Here is a 21,599-nt window from a genome sequence, read left to right as displayed (position 1 = left end):
TAGCTTATTTAGGATACCGATATGAGTAAGCCGCCAAAACTGGGTCTGCCACGCCGTCTGCCGTGCCTGTGCATCGCCGTTTGCGCTGCGCTGCTGTTCCCGCACCAGGGACACGCGGCGGGAGACGCGCCGCCGTTCGATCTGGGCCCGGAAGAGCCCGCCTTTGCCAACGGCGGGCAAACGGCCCGCATCACGCAGAACGGGATGTCGCAGTGGGCAACCATCAGTCAGACCGGAGTGGCGAATGCTGCGTGGACGACCCAGTCGGTTGCCAACAACGCCGCTGCGGTGACGCAGGCCGGTTTGCAAAATGCGGTGGCTCTCAACCAGAGCGGCAACGGCAATCAGGCATCGCTCTATCAGCAAGGTTCTCGCAATGCGCTGACAGCCAATCAGTTCGGCAACGGCAATTCATCTTCGATGACCCAGGCCGGGTCGGCGAACACCGCAATGGTTCAGCAGGTGGGCAACGGGGACTCGGTCCAATTGCGGCAGAGCGGCGTGCATCAATCGATTGCCATTCAGCAGGTCGGCAGCGGAATGCATGCAACGGTCGTTCAGCACTAGCAGTGTCAGCACCCATTCAGGCATGGCCGTTCGCCGAACCGGCAACGGCAGTGCAGCAAGCATCGCCCAGCATCAGGGCCGGCTGGCGTCGTTCTCTGTCTAGGCCCGTTTACTCTTGGAGTCCACCATGAAACGGAAGGCAATTGTTATCGCGGCAAGCTTGTTGGCCGCCGGTTATTCACAGGCGTATGCACAGTCGAATAACGAGCAAGCCACCATTAATCAGTATGACACCGCGCAATTGGCTACGGTCAACCAGACCAGCGGCCAGAATGACGTCGTGTACATTGAACAGCACGACAACGCCAACAGCGCTTCGGTTGCGCAGACGAATACGAACGGCAACAACGTGAGTGTTTATCAGAACGGTGTGCAAAACGGCTCCACGGTCGCTCAAACCAATGAGACAGCGGACACAGACAGCGTGACCCAATGGGGCATCTCGAACGGCGCAAACCTTCAGCAACAGGGCGGCGCCTATAACGCGGTGACCGTTTATCAGAACGGCATCTCAAACGGCGCCTCAGTCGCTCAAACCGCTGAGACGCGGGACACCGACAACGTGACCCAGAACGGTGTCGCGAACAGCGCCAGCCTTCAGCAACAGAACGGTAGCTATAACAACGTGACTGTTTCTCAGTCCGGCGTGCAAAACGGCGCCTCAGTCACTCAAACCGCTGAGACGGGCGACACCGACAACGTGACCCAGAGCGGTGTCGCGAACAGCGCCAGCCTTCAGCAACAGAGCGGTGCGTTTAACAACGTGACCGTTTATCAGAACGGCGTGCAAAACGGCGCCTCAGTCGCTCAAACCTATGAGGGGGCCGACACCGACAACGTGACCCAGAACGGTGTTGCGAACATCGCCAGCCTTCAGCAACAGTACGGTGGCTACAACAACGTGAGTGTTAACCAAACCGGTGTGCAAAACGCTGCAGCAGTTGCGCAATATGCCGCGATCGGAAACATTGACACCGTGACCCAGACTGGCTCGCAAAACACTGTGGGAATCGCACAAAACTTTGAGACCGCGGACACCGACCAGGTGACGCAGAACAGCAACAATAACGGTGGCCCCAATAACGCCGCAAGCGTGCTTCAGCAGAACGGCGGCTCGAACACGGTTAATGTCAGTCAGGACGACACGGCGGCAAATGTCGGCAACAGTGCCTATGTCGAGCAGGAAGCTGCGTTTTACTCCACTGCGGACGTGAACCAAAGCGGCGGCGGGAACTACGCCCAGACCTATCAAGCCGGCTACTACGACGGCCTGAATATTGCGCAAAATGGGACGTATAACCAGGCTTATGTGACTCAGGTGGGCAACTCCAATAAAGCGACGGTCAGCCAGAACGGCACCGGAAACTACGCAAGCATTGCTCAGCACTAAGTGGTCGCAGCGATGGCGGCCGGCGAGTCCGACCGTCATCGCATGACAGGCGGAAGCCTTTTTGTCTGGAAGGAGGTCGTGGTGATAGCTGATGTCAATTTTCACGTTTGGTTCGACGTGGACACGAATCAGAACTCAAGTTACGTCGTCCCGTACGTCAGGTCGGAGCGCGACGCACGGCTCCGGTATGACTTGAAGATCCTGAACAGCGGCAAGGCGGGAACGTCGAGCATCTCGCAAGGGGGCACGATAAGCGTGTCAGCTGGACAGCCAAAAGCCATCTCGTCTGTCCGTGTGACTCCGCAGACCGGGAGCAACTGCGAAGTTGATCTCACCCTCCGTGAGGACGACGAGCAGGTGGGGCAATATACTTTTGATTGCGGCGTGAAGAAGTAAAATTTCAGCGATTGGAAATCGTCTGTCAAGCGGTACAACCATGAACCAGGCGATACGCCTGACCGGCAATTCGAGCATTCATGCAACACCGTCAGGCCCGCCCGTTGGCCCAATAGGCGGCTCCGCACGCCGATGATTAATGTGGCATCTTGAAGCAATCACCCGTTTTTACATGCACCAAAAGCACGACAATCCGCATTGGATTCTATGTTCGGCCCGAATTTTGGCCGCCGCAAATCTGCCACTCGCGCATGACCGGAAGGGGTCGACAAGCGCCCGTCGCCTCTCTAGAAAACCCGCATCCGCCAGCGCGAGCACCCGTTCTCAATAGTCGGCGTGGTCGCGCTCGGAAATCCGCATGCCCGAGCCGGCGGGATGATCGCGCATCCAGTAGAGCGCGTCCTCTTGGGTCCCCGCGCGAGGCTTCTGGCGCGCCTCGAGCATCGCTTGGCATAGCCACTCCGGCGTGGGGCGAACTGCCCACGCCCACGGCAGCCCCCGCCGCCGACGGCAGCATGAGTTAAAGCACGAGTGCCGTAATGGCAAGCAAAGCAGCGCCGCCGCGCGGCGCTACGTGCCTCGAGAGACAAACGATTTCCGCTCATCGAGCCTAAAATCAAGTCATCGCACCGGTCCCCTTGCGTGGAACCGGTCGCCTTGCCCCTTTCCACCGATCGCAGGCGGCCATGAGCACTCACGATGCACGGTTCATCCGACCCGCCCTGGCGACGCTTTGCGCCGCGTCCTGCGCCGCGCTCGTCGCGTGCGGCGGCACCGTCTGTCTCAGTTCCGACGGCGGCGGCTGCAGCGTAAACGAACTGCCGAACGTCGCCGTATCCGGCACCGCCGCCACCGGCAAGGCACTCGCCAGCGCAAGCGTCAACTTCAGCTGTGCGCAGGGGGCGGGCGGCGTCCTGTCGGACGGCGGCGGACACTACAGCGCCACGTTCAACGCCACGCTCCCCTGCATCATCATCGTCACCTCCGGCGGCACGACCCTGCATTCGCTCGCATTCGCCGGCGGCACTTTCAATACGACGCCTGAAACCGAGTTGATGCTCGTCTACCTCGCTTCGCAACTCGGCACAAGCGAGGCCAATCTGATCGCGAGCTTACCGAGCAACGCGCTATTCCAGCAGGTGCTGGCAAACCAGACCGACGTACTGGCTGCGCAATCGGCAGTCGTCGCGAATCTGCAGCAGCACTATTCGGTGACGCTGAGCACACCGGCGTTTCTGACGACACCGTTTGTCGTCGGGCAAAGCGGCGTTGACAGCGACCTCGGCCTGCTGGCGACAGCAGGCGCCATCGACACCAACGGATTGCCCGACCCCGCCGCTGTCTCGCTGCTGGCTGCGGCGGGTCAAGCTCATCCGGTCGCGGCGGCCTCCCCGCCTTGAGAATTTGCGCGTTCGGAGGTTGCCCTTTCAATTCTGTCCAGGATGTCGACAGCGGATCAGCTCCCGTAGACCGCGTTCCACCGCGCTTCCAGATTGGACGAACGTACGTATTCCCGCATCGCGTCGGCAAACGCTCGAATCTTCGCCGGCAGGTGCCTGCGGCTCTGATACGCGAGATTGATCGTCAACGGCGGCAGCCGCCAATCCTCCAGCACTGTCGCGAGGCGCCCCGCGACGATGTCGTCGTGAATGAGGTAGAGCGGCTGGATCACGATGCCCATTCCGGAACGCCCGGCCGCACAGATCACCTGCCCTTCGTTGGACTCGAAAGCCGCGCTGATCGGCAATTCGCGACGCTCGCCGTTTCGCTCGAGTTGCAGCACATACGGGTCCGACGCAAACGAATAGACGAGCAACTGATGGCGGGCGAGATCGTCTGGCGAATCCGGGCGCCCGTGTCGTGCAAGATACGCGGGCGATGCGGCGAGCACTCGGCGAGTCTGCGCGAGGCGCTGCACGGTGATGCCGGAATCGCTCTCGTACTCGCGTGTTCGGATGGCAACGTCGATGCCGGCTTCGATGAAATTCGGGTAGCGGTTCGCGGCAACGATTTCGACGCGCAGTTCGGGATAACGCAACCTGAACTCGTGCAACCACGGCACGATGTGCAGAAGCGCGAACGACACCGAGCAGGTCACGCGCAAGGTGCCGCGCGGAAGACCCGACAGTTCGCTCGCCGCCGTCTCTGCTTCGGCCATTCCTGTGAGTAGCGCGCTGCAGCGCTGGTGATAGTCGCGCCCCGCCTCCGTCAGCCACAAGCGCCGCGTCGTGCGCTCGATCAGCCTGACACCCAGGCGGTCTTCGAGCGCAGTGAGCATCCGGCTCGCGGCCGCACTCGACAAGCCGAGACGATCGGCGGCACGCGACAGGCTGCCGAGCTCGGCCGTCATCACGAAGAACTCCATTTGCGCGAAGCGATCCATATTTCTCCATCTCGCGGAAGGATGTTCTTCCACCAGCGCATATTTCTGCGCGATTCAAGCGGATACAGTGACTGCCGAGCGCCGCGCTCGCGGCGGTCAATCGATCCTCTCTGCCATCACTCGCAAGCACTCCTCATGAGCAAGAACACAAACTCGATCACCCTTGAAAATCGTACGCAAGTGCGCATCGCCTGCACGCTGATGTCGGCGCTCTTCCTGATCTCCGGCATACGCAAGCTGCTGACGTGGTCGGCGACCGCCGGCTACTTCTCGGCGCTCGGCCTGCCGTTCCCGGCCATCGTGGTGCCGCTTGTCATCCTGCTCGAGCTCGGCGGGGCGGTTGCCCTGATCTCCGGCTGGCGCAGGCGCGAAGTCGCGTCGATTCTTGCGGTCTATACACTGGTCACCGCGTTCATCGCGCATCGCTTCTGGGCCGCCGACCCAGCCCAGTTCAATCCGCAACTCAACAACTTCTTCAAGAACATCGCGATGGTCGGCGGCTTCCTGCTGCTGATCATGCAACCGGCAGCCGCACGGCGTTAGGTCGCGTGCCGAGAAACGCGTGAACTGCGATGACGCTTCTGTTCGATCCCGCTACACAAGAACGTCATCGACAAGGCATTGGGTCAGGCCGCTTCCGCAGAGGGATCGCCACGAACAAACAGCCGATCGCGGGACATGAGCCAAAGCATCACTGCCGAGAGCAGCGCGGGAATGGCTGCGGCGCAAAAGAGCTGCTGCGAGTTCCAGTGCAATTGCATCAGTCCTCCGGCAACGAGCGGCCCGACGATCGATCCGGCGCGACCGACGCCCAGACTCCAGCCGACGCCCGTCGCGCGCAGCGTCACGGGGTACAGCGTCGCTGAAAGGGAGTTGTTCGCCGGCTGTCCGCCGACGATGCCGAATCCGCCGATGGCAACCACGACCAGCAGCAAAAGCAGCGACACCGACGCCGTACTTGCCATCGAAGCGATCGCGACGGACGCGACGAGATAGCACGGACCCAGCACGCGAAAAAAGCCCCAGCGGTCGATCAACGGTCCCATAGCCAGCGTGCCGATCACTCCGCCGATCTGCAGCGTCGTGCCGATCAGCGCGGCGTTGGCAACGTCGTAGCCGAAGTCCGTGGCGATCGTCGGCAGCCAGTTCGCGAGAAAGAACAGATTCAACAGGTTCAGGAAGTTGACGCCCCATTGCAGCAGCGTCACGCGCGCGCGGCCGTCGGCGAAGAGCGCCGTCACGCGGCTGCCGCGATGGGGTGGCTCGTGCGACACGTAACGCGTTTTGGCGTTGACCGAGAGCTCGGGTGCGAGGCGGCGCAACACGCGCTGGAGGCGCTCGCGGCCACGCCCGCTCGCCACCATGAACTGCATCGACTCGGGAAGCAGGAACAGCATCGCGAGCGAGATGACGAGCGGCACGACGCCGCCGACGACGAACACCGAGCGCCAGCCGTGCGCCGGAATCAGCACCGCCGTTAGCACGCCGCCAAGCGCCGCGCCGCCCGTGAAGCCGCACGAGACCCACATCATCAGCGTGGCCCGCCGGCGCATCGGACTGTATTCGCCGGCCAGCGCAATCGCGTTACCCATGATGCCGCCAAGCCCCACGCCGGTGATGAAGCGCAACCAGAGCAACTGCGACAACGACGACGCGAACGCCGTCGCCAGCATGCAGACACCGAGAAACGCGGAGCATCCGATCAGCACCGGGCGACGACCGATGCGATCCGCGAGCGGCCCCATCAGCAGCGAGCCGGGCAGCATGCCGATCAGGCTCGCGCCAAACACCGGCCCCATCGCGGCACGGGATACGTGCCACTCACGAATCAACGCGGGCGCGACGAAGCCCATCGATTGCACGTCGAAGCCGTCGATCACGACGCACAGCGCGAGCAGCACCATGATCGCCACCTGATACCGGCCGACGGAACGCGCGTCGATGACGGCGGCGATATCGACGGCGCTCGAACGCACTGCGTCTCCGGTTTGCGATTCCGCTATCGCGCCCGTCCCTTGCTCCATGTTGCGCATCATGACAGGCCGAAGAGACGTCGCGCGTTGTCGCGTCCGATCTTGCGGCGGTCGAGTTCGCTGATCTCGCAGCGATCGAACCAGCGCGCCGCGTCTTCATGTTTCTCGAACGGATAGTCGACCGAATACATGATGCGATCGCTGCCGACCTCGAGCATCGTCGACAGCAGCGTCGGCGTGCGGAAATTGCCGCTCGTCGTGATGTAGACGTTGCTTCGCAGATAGTCCCCGATTTCGCGCTCGCACGGCATGCCGCGGCGGCCTTTGCGCAAAATGTGATCGATGCGCCAGACGTTGAACGGAATGCCTTCACCGAAATGGCCCAGGATCATCTGCAATTGCGGATGACGGTCGAACAGGCCGCTCGACAGCAACCGCAGGGCATGCGCGCTGGTTTCCGCCGCAAAGGCCCACGTCGGCCCGGTCAGCCAGTGACATCCGTCGTAGATCGGCTCGCGCGACGCAAGCGGATCGCGCGGATGCATATAGAACGGCTTGCCCAGTGCAGCGGCGGCGGCCCAGAAGCCGGCGAAGCGCGGATCGTCGTAATAGACCACAGTGTTTGCGTCGCCGACCTGCGAGAAGCCGTTGACAAGAAAGCCGTGAAAACCCAACTGCGTGACGCAGCGTTCGAGTTCGCGCGCAGCACGCTCGGGGTCCTGCATGGGCAGCGCCGCGAAGCCGCCGAAGCGCGTCGGATGGCGGTGAATCTGCTCCGCGAGGATGTCGTTCGCCCGGCGCGCCACATCGAAAGCGCGATCCGGATCAGGAATCGCCTGCACGGCGGGCGAGTTCAGCGAGAGGATCGAATACGACGTCCCCCATTGGTCCATCTGCTCGATGCGCTGCTGTTCGAAATCAAGGAGATTCGCGCGCAAGCCCGCCCAGACTTCGGGCCGTGCATACACTTCGGAATCTGCGATGGTCTGGTCAATGGCGAAGTGTTCTTCGAGAGCAATCTTGTCGTTCATGATATCCAGGTGGTAGCAAAGGCGCGCAGCTCATCGCCACGCGAGGCAGGTTCAATTACTTGTAAAAGCACATAATTTCCAGCGGAGTGTATACCTGGGATATCAAACGCGCACTCGGGAATACCCTTACAAATACCCGAAATCCTCGGACGTTTTCGCCGGAATGATGCCGCCTTCCTCTGAACTGGCCAACGAACGAAGTCCTGATATATACTTGCATTTGCAAATATATGATGGGACAACGGAAAATGAAGAAGCAGCGTCCGACGACGATCACGGTCGATCACGATCTGCAGCGCGCCGTGCCTTACCTTGTGGCACGCGCTGGAAGCCGCATGGGTAACGCATTTTCGAAAGCGCTCAAGCCGTACGGCCTGAGCTTGAGTGAATGGCGTGTGCTAGCGTCGCTCGGACATGCGCCTCATCAGCGGCTCTCGGAGCTCGCTACGCAAGCGTGCGTCGATATGTCCGTGCTCTCGCGCATCGTGGACCGACTGATTGCACAGGGGTTCGTGTCCCGCGAAAGGAGCGCCGACGACGGCCGCGCCGTTCAACTTGCACTGACCGAACAAGGCGCCGAGTTGACGCGTGAGATCGTTCCGCTCGCCCAACACTACGAGGCCGTGGCGCTGAACTGCTTCAGCGCGGCGGAGGCCGAACTGTTGCGCGAATGGCTAATCAGGCTCTACGACAACGCGGAGCCCTTGGATGACTTTCACGTCGATGCGGAGTTGACTCACTCCGGGAAAGCGCCATAGCGAGCAGGCGTGAACCCATCCGAGACTCGACTAGCGGAAACCGTAGACCGCGACCTTTTTCCCCTCGAAGCTTTCTTGCACACCTTGCTCGCAATTCGGTGGGCACTTTGCCACGCCGTCCGCGCTCTCGCCTGACACGGTGACCGCCCTATAGACAACGGATTCAATGAGCGTCCCGTCGGTAGTGACGACGATGTTCAGATCAGTCTCGACGCCGGCCGGCACGGCTCCGCCAGCGGTATAGACGACTTTCATGGTGCCGGTGCAATCGGAGTTCACCGTGTAGGTGCCGCTCTGGTACGGATTGAATGTCAGTTGCCCCCCTTTCGGCAGCCCGCCGATCACTCCGAAGTCGGTGCGTGAAAAATGGCCCTTACCGTCAAATGTCACCAGTGCGACGTCATCGAGGATCAACGAGGCGGCGTACGGATGCACCGTTCCATCGGAACCTATCAATCCAAGAATCTCTCCGTGACCGGTAAACCCAAACGGGCCCTTTAGCGTTGCGTTCGAGCACAGGCCGTCGGCCTGCGCGGCACCACTGAACGAGAGAAGTGCAACGGCTGTTGCTGACGCAATGCTTAAATACTTGAGCTTCATGGTTATCTCCTTGTCACCGAAACAGGCGCTTGACATCACAGCGCGCAGGGGCCTATTGCCTGGCGGAATCAGACATCCAGTTCAAGCAAAAGAGACTAAAAGTGGTCGCAGTGGCATCTGGCCCGCCGTATAACCATGCCAGTTGTCGTTAGGTTGACTCTTTGATGTTCGGTATTAAATGTTCTTTCACGGACGAACAAATGTTCGGTTTTGCTCTGCGAACACTCGTTATAGTCCCTGACGATTCAGGCACGCTACCTGGATCGTCGGGGCGGTGTCGGGCGAGCCATCGGCGCTCAGTTGCCGAAGAATAGGTTGCAATAACTTACGGGGCCGACGCACGACGATGGCGAGGGATTCGGCAGATGCTGGTAACTGCCGGCGGCCGAGGTACCGTTGCTCGTCGTGCCGCCAACGTCGCTGTTGCCCGCCTGCTGGCTGTCCTCCGCAGCGATCTTCGCTTCAGCTGCCTGAATTTCCGCGGGATACGTCGTATGGTCGCCATCGCCGACGTGATAGCCGGCCTGCTCGAGGCGGATCAGTTCCGCGCGCACCTGCGCGCGGGTGACGGGCGCGGTGCTCTGAGCGAAGCTGACGACTGGGCTGGCAAACGCACAGCTGGCGAGGACGAGGCATGCAAGGGTTTTCATGATGGAGCTCCTTGAATTGCTTGAACGGGAACGTCTTGTTACGACGGCTCGAATGCTGTCCTCCATCTATGGCTAGCTTAAAAATCAGGATGCCTAATGGAGAATTGCAGCAGGGTCTGCGGACAGACTAGAAATTGTGGTTGATACGGGGTGTGGAGTTGTCCGCTAATCAGAGGGCTTAACTCGGGTGCATATTGCGGATCATGGCAATCTCCCGGAAAGAGAAGAACGTGAGTCGCTGTGCCGTGATTGACGCCCTCCTTGCGTAGAATTATGTTGCATTATTACGCCGTGTAACCGTGTCAGTTGTAGTTACGTCGATAATTTGATGTTCGGCATTAAATGTTCCTTTTCGGCCGAATAAATGTTCGGTGTCGCTTTACGATAATTCGTCAGAGTGACTTCTTGAGAGTACGGCGCACTCCGGGTTACGGATGCAGTTCGACGCGGCACACACCTCAGGTAGGACCCCCTGCGTGGATCACGAACTTTTGTTCGGCAAAAAACAGAACACTTGTCCATCGACTTGCTGGCGGGCCGATAGCACAATGGGGCGTAGCCGCACCTGATTCCCGGAGGCCTGTTGTGGCGTCCTGCACTCAAACACCACGTGATTCTGACGCAGGCGAAACGCCCGGGGCCAGAGCATCACTGTGCGCGGGCGAACCGGCTCACACCATCGAGCGCCGCAGATTCGCTGAATTGATGAATCTTTTTGTGGGACCGGTTGCAGCACTCAGTACTGAGCAGAATCTCCTCGTCAAACGCGAGTTATTGCAATCGCTGTCCCGCCGCTCGGTATATTGGATCGCGCTACTGTTGGCCGGAAGCCCGTTCTGGTTCGTATTTGGATCGTGGATCAAAACGCCGGATATGTATCCCTTGTTCCGTGTCGTCTGGATCCTGGGACTGTGGGGGATGGCCGCTCCCTTTGCAGCCTATTTACTGAAAAAGACCATGGCGCTCCCGGAGCGCGCCGGCGTCAGCGCGGTCGAGCAGATGCACTGGGCATGGGCTGCATTGGTCATGCTGACATCGTTCTGGTGGGCGGCAGCCAGCTTTGGGCTAACCCCACCCAACTTCGTGGTTCTCCATGGTTATTACTTTAGATTTGCCAGGTATGGCTTCCTGGAACTGACGATGATCAGCCAAGCATTTACTTTGCTGCTGCTCGCACCCAGTCTTCGTGCGGCTTTAGGTTCACTCGTGACCGGCACTATCCCGTTCGGATTTAACATCGCACCACTGTTCTTTATTTACCGGCCAGGAATGTTTGACTGGTATTCGGCTCAATTAATTGGCTATTGTGTCATCGCATGGTTTATTTGCAACGATCAGCAACGCATATGTGTAAAAGAGGTTGTTCTCGAGGAGGCGCGATCTCAGGCGGTAGCGGCAACGGCGGAGAAGAACCAATTTATCGCTGCGATAAGCCATGACTTGCGCCAACCGCTCACAACGCTCGGCCTGAAGCTAGATTTTATCGAGCGGAGCGTTCAATCGACCCATCTCGTCGAAGACGTCTCGCTTGCGCAAAGGCAAGTGGATGCGATGGAAGGGATGATTAACGGCGCACTGGATATCTGCCGCCTCGAGTCCGGCACCTGGAATGTAGAAATTCAGGAGGTGGCGCTGCCTTCCCTTTTACACGGCATCGTTGTGGATATGCAGCCGCTGGCCGAGGCGAAGGGGCTGAAGTTAAGACTTCATAGCCGACCCTATCTGGTCCGTACGGATCGACACGCGCTGGACAGGATCGTCCGGAATATGGTGATCAATGCGGTCCGTTACACGCCTTCCGAGCAGGGAGGAAAGAAGGGACATGTGCTGGTGAGTTGCCAGAGGCGTGGCGACCGCATCAAGATTAGCGTTTGGGACAACGGGATCGGCATCCCTGAAGGTAGGCAAAAGGATATCTTCAAAAGCTACGTACAGGTCGCCAATCCCGAGAGGAATCGCGAAAAAGGGTTCGGCCTGGGTCTGTCCATTGTCCAGGGTCTCGCGAACCTTCTTGATCACAAACTGGACGTGGACTCGACACCAGGACGGGGATCGCGTTTTTCGGTTGCGGTTCCCTTCATGGGACTCATACCGCCGGAGTTGCTCGAGGTTCAAACGGTTGAAGACGGCGACCCGGACCTGACCAATATGGTCGTGGCGATCATCGAGGACAATAGCGACTTAAGAATCGAAATATCGATGCGCCTGATCGAGCATGGCTGCTACGTCGTCGCGGGAGCATCATCATCCGACGTCATCGAGCAGTTGCGCATTGAGGCTTTGACAAGTGGTCCGCACTTCATCCTCTCTGACTACCGGCTGGAAAACGAGGATGGTATTGCTGCGATTGCGGCGGTCCGCGCGGCAACCGGTGCTTCGATCCCTGCGATCTTGTGGTCCGGGCACACTTCGTCGGCTGCACTCAATCAAGTAGCCGTCAGCGGCATAACGCTTTTGTCGGGACCGGATTCGGAACAGACCTTATTGACCCTACTTGCAGAACATAAGCCAAAAACATTGACCGAAGGCGGGTGAAAGAGATGGCAGGGGAACACAAAGCTAGCACAACGGAGCGTAGCTGCACTTGATTCTCGGAGGCCTGCTATGGCGTCCCGTATTCAAACACGACGTGATTCTGACGCGGGCGAAACGCCCGGGGCCGGAACATCACTGTGCGCGGGTGAAACGGCTCACACCATCGAGCGCCGCAGATTCGCTGAATTGATGAATCCCTTTCTGGGATCGGTTGCAGCACTCAGTACCGAGCAGAATCTCTTTGTCAAACGTGAGTTATTGCAATCGCTGGCCCGTCGAGCGGTATGTTGGATCGTGCTAGTGTCGGTCGGAGCCTCGCTGTTGTGCATATATGGATCGTGGATCAAAACGTCGGATAGCTATCGTTGGTTCCGTATCGCCTGGGTCCTGGGACTGTGGGGGATAGCCACTCCCTTGGCTGCATACTTACTGAAAAAGACCATGGCGCTCCCGAAGCACGCCGGCGTCAACACCGTCGAGCAGATGCACTGGGCATGGGCTGCAGCCGTCACACTGACATCGTTCTGGTGGGCGGCGGGTAGCTTTGGGCTAACCCCACCCGATTTCTCGGGCCATGCTCCCTACGTCAAATTGGCCAGTTCCGGCTTCCTTGAGTACACGCTAATCAGCCACACATTTACTTTGCTGCTGCTCGCACCCAGTCTTCGTGCGAATTTAGGTTCATTCGTGCTCGGTGCTATCCCGTTCGGATTTAGCTTGGGGCCCCCTCTATATATTTACCGGCCAGCAATGCTAGGCTTTTATACGGCTCAACTCATCGGTTACTGCTTCCTCGCGTGGATTGTTTTTTACAATCAGAAACGCGCATATGTTAAAGAGATGATTCTCGATGAGGCGCGAAAGCAGGCTGAAGCGGCAACGGCGGAGAAGAACCTGCTGATCGCCGCGATAAGCCATGACTTGCGCCAACCGCTCACAACACTCGGCCTGGAGTTAAATTTCATCGAGCGGAGCATTCAATCGACCCATCTGGTCGAGGACGTCTCGCTTGCACAAAGGCAAGTGGATGCGATGGAAGGGATGATTAACGGCGCACTGGATATCTGCCGCCTCGAGTCCGGCACCTGGAATGTAGAAATTCAGGAGGTGGCGCTGCCTTCCCTTTTACACGGCATCGTTGTGGATATGCAGCCGCTGGCCGAGGCGAAGGGGCTGAAGTTAAGACTCCATAGCCGGCCCTATCTGGTTCGTACGGATCGACACGCGCTGGACAGGATCGTCCGGAATATGGTGATCAATGCGGTCCGCTACACGCCTTCCGAGCAGGGAGGAAAGAAGGGACATGTGCTGGTGAGTTGCCAGAGGCGTGGCGACCGCATCAAGATTAGCGTTTGGGACAACGGGATCGGCATCCCTGAAGGTAGGCAAAAGGATATCTTCAAAAGCTACGTACAGGTCGCCAATCCCGAGAGAAATCGCGAAAAAGGGTTCGGCCTGGGTCTGTCCATTGTCCAGGGTCTCGCGAACCTTCTTGATCACAAACTGGACGTGGACTCGACACCAGGACGGGGATCGCGTTTTTCGGTTGCGGTTCCCTTCATGGGACTCATACCGCCGGAGTTGCTCGAGGTTCAAACGGTTGAAGACGGCGACCCGGACCTGACCAATATGGTCGTGGCGATCATCGAGGACAATAGCGACTTAAGAATCGAAATATCGATGCGCCTGATCGAGCATGGCTGCTACGTCGTCGCGGGAGCATCATCCTCCGACGTCGTCGAGCAGTTGCGCATCGAGGCTTTGACAAGTGGTCCGCACTTCATCCTCTCCGACTACCGGCTGGAAAACGAGGATGGCATTGCTGCGATTGCAGCGGTCCGCGCGGCTACCGGCGCTTCGATCCCTGCGATTTTGTGGTCGGGAGACACCTCGTCAGTTGTGCTAAAAAAAGTAGCTGTCAGTGGCATAAAGCTTTTGTCGAAACCGGTTTCGGAAAAAACCTTATTGACCCTACTTGCAAAACATAAGCCAAAAAAATTGACCGAAGGCGAGTGAAAGTGATGGCGGCGGAACATAAAGCGTGGTGTAGCAGAGATCTTCACGACGCTCCCTTATCTGCTGCCCCCCTTCCAAGGGTCAGCTCGGCATTGACTCTAAGTGCAGCTTCAACGCGGTTTCTGACTTGGAGTTTGTCGTAAATAACACAAGAAACCTGTCTGACATGTCCCTCGGAGACATTGAGCTCCCTTGCGATCTGTTTCCCTGAGAGGCCACGTGCAATGCAACGCGCCAGGTCCCACTCTCGCGGAGACAGTCCAAGATGATGCTGAGTCCGGCTAGCTGAGGGCGCTTGTGTCGAGCAGGCAAAGCGCAACAAGACTTCTTCCGGAATCCAGAGCTCACCTCCTAAAATCCTGCTCAGTCCGATGAACATTTTCTTGTGCGCGCCTCCTTTCAAAAGGATTCCTCGAGCGGCGTAGTCACGCATGCACGTGCGCAAAATTTCGACTTCGTGATCGTTTCCAGGAGCAAGTCCCGTGCAGATCACTACGGGAACATTGGACGGATTTCCGGCCTGGAAATGCTCAAGTGTCGCGGCGCCACGGTTCTCACCATCCAGATTGAGATCCAGGAATACCAGGTCCGGGGGAGGTGTCTTGTTGACTTCTTCAAGCGCGCTGGCAAGCGTAAAGACGGGCGTGATGTCGATTGGGGTTGCGCTCAACTCCGGCGCGTGTGTTTGGACATATTCGGAAAGAGCGACGCAAAGAATTTCGTGATCATCGACCCATAAGATTTTCATGGTCGCTTCTCCTCTTCGTACATCCGAGAAAAGCAATCGATCGCACGCTGCATTTGCGCGCAGCACCGCTTAACAGATTAGCATATCGGGCGAGACCGAAAATCTATTTGAGTTCTGTGCGTTAAGCGGTGCAAAAACAGATGACCTTGGTGTTGGTTGATTCTTTTGCAGAGTGTTGCGGACCCGCAGTCTCTCTCGCACAGGGCGTGCCATGTTCGCGCCGCGTGCCGCGCCCCAGGCGGCACGCGGCGTTGCACAATCGAATCGGGCCTCCGCGGCAGCCGCGGGTATGACTGCGATCCGCGAAGTGGTGGTGCCGCGCCGACAGCCTCGCCGTTGGATGTCTGCGGCGTACCGACAGTTCGGTGCCCCACACATTGCCCCAACTATCTCCTCGTGAACGTCTGTTTGCGAGCATCGGGGGGTTCTCTCGCGCACTGGATGGGTCGACGTCTGCACCGACGCTGCGCATCGAGGCCCGATGCGGTTTCATGGCATCATCGTGCGCACCTTCACACCACTCCAGGAGCGTACGCCATGGCGACTTATATCGTATTCACAAGGGAAAGCACGCAGGATCAGGGTGAGCTCGACATCTACCTAAGCAAGGTCGGCAAGACTTTCGGAGGTCATCCGATCAAGATTCTCGCAGCCTACGGACCTCAACAGGTTCTTGAGGGCGAAGCGCCAGAGGGCGTCGTGATCGTGGAGTTTCCGTCGACTGAGGCCGCGCGAGCGTGGTACGACAGCCCGGCGTATCAGGAAGTCGCGCAGCACCGGTTCAAGGGCGCGCGCTATCGCGCCGTCCTCGTCGAAGGCGTGTGACGAAAGGCAACGACGCTCCGGCCCGTGGAGCCAGGCCTTGATCCGCGCGGGCTGGACCTGTTTCGCATCAAGGCGGCCAGCCTCCGTCCTCATAAGTCGCCGGGTGTATCCTGACCGGATGGCGGGGGGCGGCAAATGGCTACCCAAAATTACGGCGAGACGGGCAGTGACCTCCAAACCTTGTGGCAGGATGGGGAGCGCGTCTTCAGCCGTGCACGACGGCCGGCCGACGGCGGCGACGAGACGCGACTCATCGCGCGGCCCGCCGTCGAGCAGCCTTCATCTGCCAGCCTCGAGCGGCTCGCTCACGAATTCGAATTGAAGGACGAACTCGATGGCGCGTGGGCGGTGCGGCCGCTGGAACTGCTGCGCGAAGGCGGCGGGACGCTGCTGGTGCTGGAGGATCCGGGCGGTGAGCCACTCGACCGGCTGCTCGGCCCCCCCCTTCAGTTGGAACGCTTCCTGCAACTCGCCGTCGGCATCGTCACTGCCGTGGGCAAGGCCCATCAGCGCGGCCTCATCCATAAGGACATCAAGCCGGCGCATATCCTGGTGAACAGCGCAAAGGGCGAAGTCAGGCTCACCGGCTTCGGCATCGCCTCGCGACTGCCGCGCGAACGCCAGAGGCCGGAACATCCCGAGTTGATCGCAGGCACCCTCGCGTATATGGCTCCGGAGCAGACCGGGCGGATGAACCGGTCAATCGATTCGCGCAGCGATCTTTACGCGCTCGGGGTGACGCTGTACGAGATGTTGACTGGGACCTTGCCTTTCACGGCGCTGGATCCCCTGGAATGGGTGCATTGCCACATCGCGCGTCAGCCCGCTGCGCCGAGTGAGCGCGCCAAAGGCATCCCGGCCCCGCTCTCGGCAATCGTGATGAAACTTCTGTCGAAACCCGCCGAGGATCGCTATCAATCCGCAAGCGGCCTGGAGTGGGACCTCAGAAGATGCCTGGCAGAGTGGGAAGCTTCGCATCGGATCGATCCTTTCCCGCTCGGAACGCACGATACGACGCGACAGCTTTTAATCCCCGAGAAGCTCTACGGGCGCGACACGGAAATCACGACGCTTCTGGAGGCCTTCGAGCGCGTCGCAACGCAAGGCACACCGGAACTGGTGCTTGTGTCCGGCTATTCGGGGGTTGGAAAATCCTCCGTCGTCAACGAGTTGCACAAGGTGATCGTGCTGCCTCGGGGTATCTTCATCTCGGGAAAGTTCGACCTGCGCCTGAGGGACATCCCCTACTCCACCTTGGCCCAGGCATTTGCGGAATTGATCCGACAAATTCTGAACGGCCAAGATGCCGACGTTGCGCGTTGGCGTGACGCGATCAAAGAAGCCGTTGGCCAGCAAGGGCGATTGCTGACCGATCTGATTCCCGAACTCGCAAGCTTGATCGGACCGCAGCCCCCGGTTGCCGTACTCTCGCCACTGGAAACCCAACTGCGGTTTCAATCGGTCTTTCAAAAGTTTGTCGGCGTGTTCGCACGCGCCGAGCATCCGCTCGTCATTTTCGTGGATGACCTGCAGTGGCTCGATCCGGCTACCTTGACCGTGGTCGAATATCTGATAACGCATCTGGACACGCGCCACTTGCTATTGATCGGCGCGTATCGCGACAACGAAGTCGGGCCCGGGCATCCGCTGATGGGGACGCTCGCTTCGATTCGCAAGGCCGGAACGACGGTACATGAAATCGTGCTCGGCCCACTCTCGCCGAACGACCTCGGCGAATTGCTTTGCGACGCTTTCAGATGCATGCGCGAGCAAGCCTTGCCGCTGGCCAGGCTGGTTCACCAGAAAACCGGCGGCAATCCCTTTTTTGCGGGCCAGTTTTTGACGAATCTCTTTGAGGAAGGTCTCCTCGAGTTCGAGTCGAATTCGGCCTCGTGGCGATGGAACCTCGAGTGCATCGACGCCAAAGGCTTCACCGAAAACGTCGTGGATCTGATGATCCGCAGGCTGCAGAGGCTTTCGCCTACCGCACAGGACACCTTGAAGCTGCTTGCCTGCTTGGGCAGCCAGGCAGAATTCAGCATCCTCGCGAGCGTCTCGGGCGACTCCGAGGCGAAGGTGCATGCGGATTTCGCTGAAGCCGTCCGGGCCGGCGCCATCATCTCCATGGACCGCAGCTTCAAGTTCCTGCATGACCGGGTGCAAGAAGCGGCGTATGCGCTGATCCCAGCCGTTTCTCGCGCGGAACATCACTTGCGCATTGGCCGCCTGCTCTTGTCGCGGCTCGGTGATGCGGACATTACAGCCAGGATATTTGATCTCGTGAATCAATTGAATCTTGGCTGTGAGCTCATTGTCGAGCGGCCCGAACGATATCGCGCAGCCGCTCTCAATCTCGACGCTGCGAAAAAGGCGAAGGCCTCCACCGCTTACCGTTCTTCCTGCAACTATCTCGCGATAGCTGCGTCGCTGCTTTCGCAGCAGGGGTGGGACGACTGTTATGAGTTGACCTTCAGCGTCTGGTTCGAGCGGGCCGACTGCGAGTTTCTTCTCTCCCATTTCAGCGAAGCCGCCCGTTTGATCGATGAGATGTTGCTTCGAGCGCGAGCGAAGATCCACCGCGCCGAAGCCTACCGGCTCAGGATGGTCCTGCAGTTGGTGAATGGCGACAATGCGTCCGCTGTCAGAACCGCCCGCGAATGTCTGGGCATGTTCGACATCGAATTGCCGGAGCATCCTACGGATGACGAAGTATTGGCGGAATACGATGCCGTCTGGAAGCACCTTGGCGCGCGCCCGATCGAAAGCCTCCTTGGCCTGCCGATGATGGAGGACCCGGAGATGCGGGAGGTCATGTACATCTTCCACATGCTGGGGCAGACGGCCTATTTCACCGATATCAATCTCGCCCAGACGATTGCTTGCCGAATGGTCACCGTGACGCTGCAATATGGCACAACCGAATCGGCTGTCCTCGCCTATGCGTTCCTTTCCATCCTGGTAGGCCCGTTCTTCCACCGGCACCGGGACGGCGAGGCGTTCGCCCGGTTGGCGGTCGCAGTGACGGAGAAGCACCGCTTCGCGGCTCAGCAGGTGGCCGCGCACTTTTTTCTGCAAATGGCGGTTCTCTGGACGCAACCGATCGAAGTCGCATTAGGGTGCATCGATACGGCCATTCGGTATGCGCAAGAGACAGGCGAGGTCATCTATACCTGCTTCAGCCTTGAACATCGGCTGACGGATCTACTGGCGCGCGGCGATCATCTCGACGAGGCGTGGCTCGAATCGATCAAGGCAATCGAGTTCGTCAAGCGATTCAACTTCCGCCACGTGCACGACATTCTCTCCAGCATCCAGCAATTCATCCAGAGGCTACACGGGCGCAGCGGCGACCAGGCGCTAATAGAGGACGCGACGATCGAGGCGCAGATGACGGAAGGCGGCATTGCCGTGGTCAACTGCTTCCATTGGATTTTGCAGATCCAGCGCCACTACCTGTTGGGTGAACCCGAGAAAGCGCTCGCGTGCGCCGCCAAAGCCAAGCCGCTTCTTTGGTCCGGACGCTGCCATATCCAGTTCGCGAACTATTGCTTCTATTATTCGCTCGCGCTCGCCGCGGTTCACAGCACCGCATCGACGGATCGACAAGCCGAGATCCAGGCCGAAATCGCCGCGAACATTCAAGCGTTCGAAAGGTGGGCGCAAAGCTGCCCGGTGACGTTTGCGCACAAGCATCTGCTGCTGCGCGCGGAACTGGCCCGCCTGGACGGACACGAAATGCAGGCCGTGCAGCTTTATGAGCAGGCCGCCCGCTTGGCAAGCGAGCGCGGCTTCGTCCAGGATCGCGCATTGGCGAACGAGCTGGCTGGGCAATGCTGCCTCGCCTCTGGCCTCGAGCGCGCGGCGCGGGCCTATTTGCGCGAGGCGCGGGACGGCTATTCCCAATGGGGCGCACACGGCAAAGTCGATCAACTGGACCGGCGCTACCCCTTTGGCAAACCCGAAGCGGCGCCAGTCTCACGCGCGACTATCGAGGAAAGCCCCGAGCAACTGGATGTCGCGACTATCGTGAAGACGGCTCAGGCAATCTCGGGCGAAATGGTGCTTGAAAACCTGATCAAGTCTTTGATGGTGACCGCGGTCGAGCACGCTGGCGCGGAACGCGGACTATTGATCCTTCCACAGGGCGCCCAACTGCGCATCGAGGCCGAAGCCACCATTCAAGGCGGCAAAGTCAACGTGCAATTGCCGCAGCAGTCGCCGAGCCCGGCGGCACTGCCGGACTCGCTCTTGCGCTATGTCGCAAGTACGCATGAACCCGTCATCGTCGATGATGCCTCAGCCGAAAGCCGCTTTTCCGCCGATCCCTATATCCGCCAGAAACGCGCACGTTCCGTCCTTTGCTTGCCGTTACTCAAGCAGACCAAGCTGATCGGCGTGCTCTACCTGGAGAACAACCTCGCGCCCTGCGTCTTTGCTCCGAAGCGCATCGCCCTGTTGAAGCTGCTCGCCTCACAGGCGGCGATCGCATTGGAAAACGCTGGCCTGTACCGCGATCTCGCAGAACGTGAAGCGAAGATCCGGCGCCTCGTCGACGCCAACATCGTCGGGGTCTTGATTGGCGATCTCGATGGCCGGATCCTCGAAGCCAATGACGCTTTTCTTCGCATCGTCGGATACGACCGTGACGATCTCTTGGCGGGGCATCTACGCTGGTCGGACATTACACCCCCCGAGTGGCTCGAAAGCAGCGAAATAGAGTGGGAAAAGCTGAAGAAGACGGGGATATTGCAGCCCTACGAGAAAGAGTATTTCAGGAAGGACGGCAGCCGCGTGCCGGTGCTGGTCGGCGTTGCGATGCTGGAAGAGCGCGAGACTCACGGTATCGCGTTTGTGCTCGACCTGAGCGAGCGCAAGCGGGCGGAAGCGGATGCACGCCAGATGCAGCTTCAGCTTGCGCATGCAAATCGCGTCACGGCGCTCGGGCAGCTCGCAGCCTCCATCAGCCACGAAATGAAGCAGCCGATCGCGGGGATCACACTCAATGCGTCGACGGGTCTGCGCTGGCTCGGTCGCGAACCCGCCGAAGTGGCGGAGGCCCGTCAAGCGTTTGATCGGATTGTCCGCGACGCCAGGCGCGCAGCCGAGGTGATCAAGCGCGTCCATGGCCTCGTAAAAAAGGCCCCGACGTCCAACGAGATTCTGCAGATCAACGAAGCGATTCGCGAGGTCAATGCGCTCACGTCCAGTGAAGCAAGCAGGAACGGTGTCTCTGTGCGGATGCAGCTTGCGCAGGACTTGCCGCTCGTCAAAGCCGACCGGGTGCAACTCCAGCAGGTGATGCTGAACCTCATGATCAACGCCATTGATGCGATGAGCGCGGTTGACGACGGACCGCGAGAATTGACGATCAGCACCGCCATGAATGAGCAGGATGCCGTCCTTGTGGCGGTGCGCGATTCCGGACCGGGCATCGCTGCCGAGAACATCGAGCGCCTTTTTGAGCCGTTTTATACGACGAAGGCGACCGGCTTGGGGATAGGACTGTCGATCTGCCGCTCGATCATCGAAGCACACGGCGGCCGATTGTGGGCGAGCGCAAATGAGCCCCGTGGCGCTATCTTCCAGTTCACGGTGCCTGTCCATCCAGCGGTTTCATCGTAAGACGAACTCGCATTGCGCACCGCGGGGTATCCCATCGCCGGACTCCGCCTTGCGTCAATCCGGGTCGCAAAGTTCGCCCGAACTGTCTGTGGGGCGCCCCCGAAG

General features: G+C 59.5%; 16 protein-coding genes. 10 read left to right on the top strand and 6 right to left on the bottom strand.

The window, feature by feature from the left end; all coding sequences use genetic code 11:
- The first annotated feature begins 21 nt into the window (after positions 1–21).
- From FAZ95_RS26380 to FAZ95_RS26365, 4 genes are all read left to right on the top strand, one after another.
- Positions 22–567 (top strand): hypothetical protein, encoded by a 546-nt coding sequence (locus tag FAZ95_RS26380; RefSeq protein ID WP_137335449.1) that lies wholly within the window; start codon positions 22–24, stop codon positions 565–567.
- Between the two features lie 127 nt (positions 568–694).
- Positions 695–1,957, top strand: coding sequence for a hypothetical protein (locus FAZ95_RS26375; RefSeq protein ID WP_137335448.1), 1,263 nt, complete (start codon positions 695–697; stop codon positions 1,955–1,957).
- On the top strand, positions 1,958–2,353 hold the full coding sequence (csgH, locus tag FAZ95_RS26370; protein WP_137335447.1) for a curli-like amyloid fiber formation chaperone CsgH: 396 nt from the start codon (positions 1,958–1,960) through the stop codon (positions 2,351–2,353).
- 686 nt (positions 2,354–3,039) lie between these two features.
- The gene (locus tag FAZ95_RS26365) at positions 3,040–3,753 is read left to right on the top strand and encodes a hypothetical protein (RefSeq protein WP_137335446.1); all 714 of its coding nucleotides are present in this window, start codon (positions 3,040–3,042) and stop codon (positions 3,751–3,753) included.
- A 56-nt stretch (positions 3,754–3,809) separates the two neighbouring features.
- Here the strand turns inward: FAZ95_RS26365 and FAZ95_RS26360 are convergent, their stop codons facing one another.
- Positions 3,810–4,736 (bottom strand): LysR family transcriptional regulator, encoded by a 927-nt coding sequence (locus tag FAZ95_RS26360; protein ID WP_137335445.1) that lies wholly within the window; start codon positions 4,734–4,736, stop codon positions 3,810–3,812.
- A 135-nt stretch (positions 4,737–4,871) separates the two neighbouring features.
- Between FAZ95_RS26360 and FAZ95_RS26355 the strand changes: the two genes are divergently transcribed.
- The gene (locus tag FAZ95_RS26355; RefSeq protein WP_137335444.1) at positions 4,872–5,279 is read left to right on the top strand and encodes a DoxX family protein; all 408 of its coding nucleotides are present in this window, start codon (positions 4,872–4,874) and stop codon (positions 5,277–5,279) included.
- Between the two features lie 83 nt (positions 5,280–5,362).
- On the opposite strand, the gene FAZ95_RS26350 is transcribed toward FAZ95_RS26355, so the two are convergent.
- Positions 5,363–6,760 (bottom strand): MFS transporter, encoded by a 1,398-nt coding sequence (locus tag FAZ95_RS26350; RefSeq protein ID WP_137335443.1) that lies wholly within the window; start codon positions 6,758–6,760, stop codon positions 5,363–5,365.
- A gap of 8 nt (positions 6,761–6,768) precedes the next feature.
- The gene (locus tag FAZ95_RS26345) at positions 6,769–7,740 is read right to left on the bottom strand and encodes an amidohydrolase family protein (protein WP_137335442.1); all 972 of its coding nucleotides are present in this window, start codon (positions 7,738–7,740) and stop codon (positions 6,769–6,771) included.
- A 248-nt stretch (positions 7,741–7,988) separates the two neighbouring features.
- Between FAZ95_RS26345 and FAZ95_RS26340 the strand changes: the two genes are divergently transcribed.
- Positions 7,989–8,498 carry a MarR family winged helix-turn-helix transcriptional regulator gene (locus tag FAZ95_RS26340; protein ID WP_137335441.1) on the top strand — a complete coding sequence of 170 codons (510 nt, stop codon included), beginning with the start codon at positions 7,989–7,991 and terminating at the stop codon, positions 8,496–8,498.
- A gap of 30 nt (positions 8,499–8,528) precedes the next feature.
- Here FAZ95_RS26340 and FAZ95_RS26335 read toward each other — a convergent pair whose 3' ends face one another.
- On the bottom strand, positions 8,529–9,098 hold the full coding sequence (locus tag FAZ95_RS26335) for a hypothetical protein (RefSeq protein WP_137335440.1): 570 nt from the start codon (positions 9,096–9,098) through the stop codon (positions 8,529–8,531).
- 296 nt (positions 9,099–9,394) lie between these two features.
- Positions 9,395–9,748, bottom strand: a complete 354-nt coding sequence (locus tag FAZ95_RS26330; protein WP_137335439.1) for a DUF4148 domain-containing protein — start codon at positions 9,746–9,748, stop codon at positions 9,395–9,397.
- 705 nt (positions 9,749–10,453) lie between these two features.
- Between FAZ95_RS26330 and FAZ95_RS26325 the strand changes: the two genes are divergently transcribed.
- The gene (locus FAZ95_RS26325) at positions 10,454–12,283 is read left to right on the top strand and encodes an ATP-binding response regulator (RefSeq protein ID WP_217497474.1); all 1,830 of its coding nucleotides are present in this window, start codon (positions 10,454–10,456) and stop codon (positions 12,281–12,283) included.
- Between the two features lie 69 nt (positions 12,284–12,352).
- The gene (locus FAZ95_RS26320; RefSeq protein WP_137335437.1) at positions 12,353–14,299 is read left to right on the top strand and encodes an ATP-binding response regulator; all 1,947 of its coding nucleotides are present in this window, start codon (positions 12,353–12,355) and stop codon (positions 14,297–14,299) included.
- Positions 14,300–14,342: 43 nt separating this feature from the next.
- On the opposite strand, the gene FAZ95_RS26315 is transcribed toward FAZ95_RS26320, so the two are convergent.
- A complete protein-coding gene (locus FAZ95_RS26315) occupies positions 14,343–15,047 on the bottom strand; it encodes a LuxR C-terminal-related transcriptional regulator (protein ID WP_137335436.1) in 705 nt (234 codons plus the stop codon).
- A gap of 537 nt (positions 15,048–15,584) precedes the next feature.
- Between FAZ95_RS26315 and FAZ95_RS26310 the strand changes: the two genes are divergently transcribed.
- A complete protein-coding gene (locus FAZ95_RS26310; RefSeq protein WP_137335435.1) occupies positions 15,585–15,872 on the top strand; it encodes a DUF1330 domain-containing protein in 288 nt (95 codons plus the stop codon).
- A 135-nt stretch (positions 15,873–16,007) separates the two neighbouring features.
- Positions 16,008–21,494 carry a trifunctional serine/threonine-protein kinase/ATP-binding protein/sensor histidine kinase gene (locus tag FAZ95_RS26305; RefSeq protein ID WP_137335434.1) on the top strand — a complete coding sequence of 1,829 codons (5,487 nt, stop codon included), beginning with the start codon at positions 16,008–16,010 and terminating at the stop codon, positions 21,492–21,494.
- The last annotated feature ends 105 nt before the right edge of the window (positions 21,495–21,599 follow it).

Source organism: Trinickia violacea (genome assembly GCF_005280735.1).
GTDB classification, from domain to species: domain Bacteria; phylum Pseudomonadota; class Gammaproteobacteria; order Burkholderiales; family Burkholderiaceae; genus Trinickia_A; species Trinickia_A violacea.
This window is presented reverse-complemented; position numbering and strand designations above follow the sequence as displayed.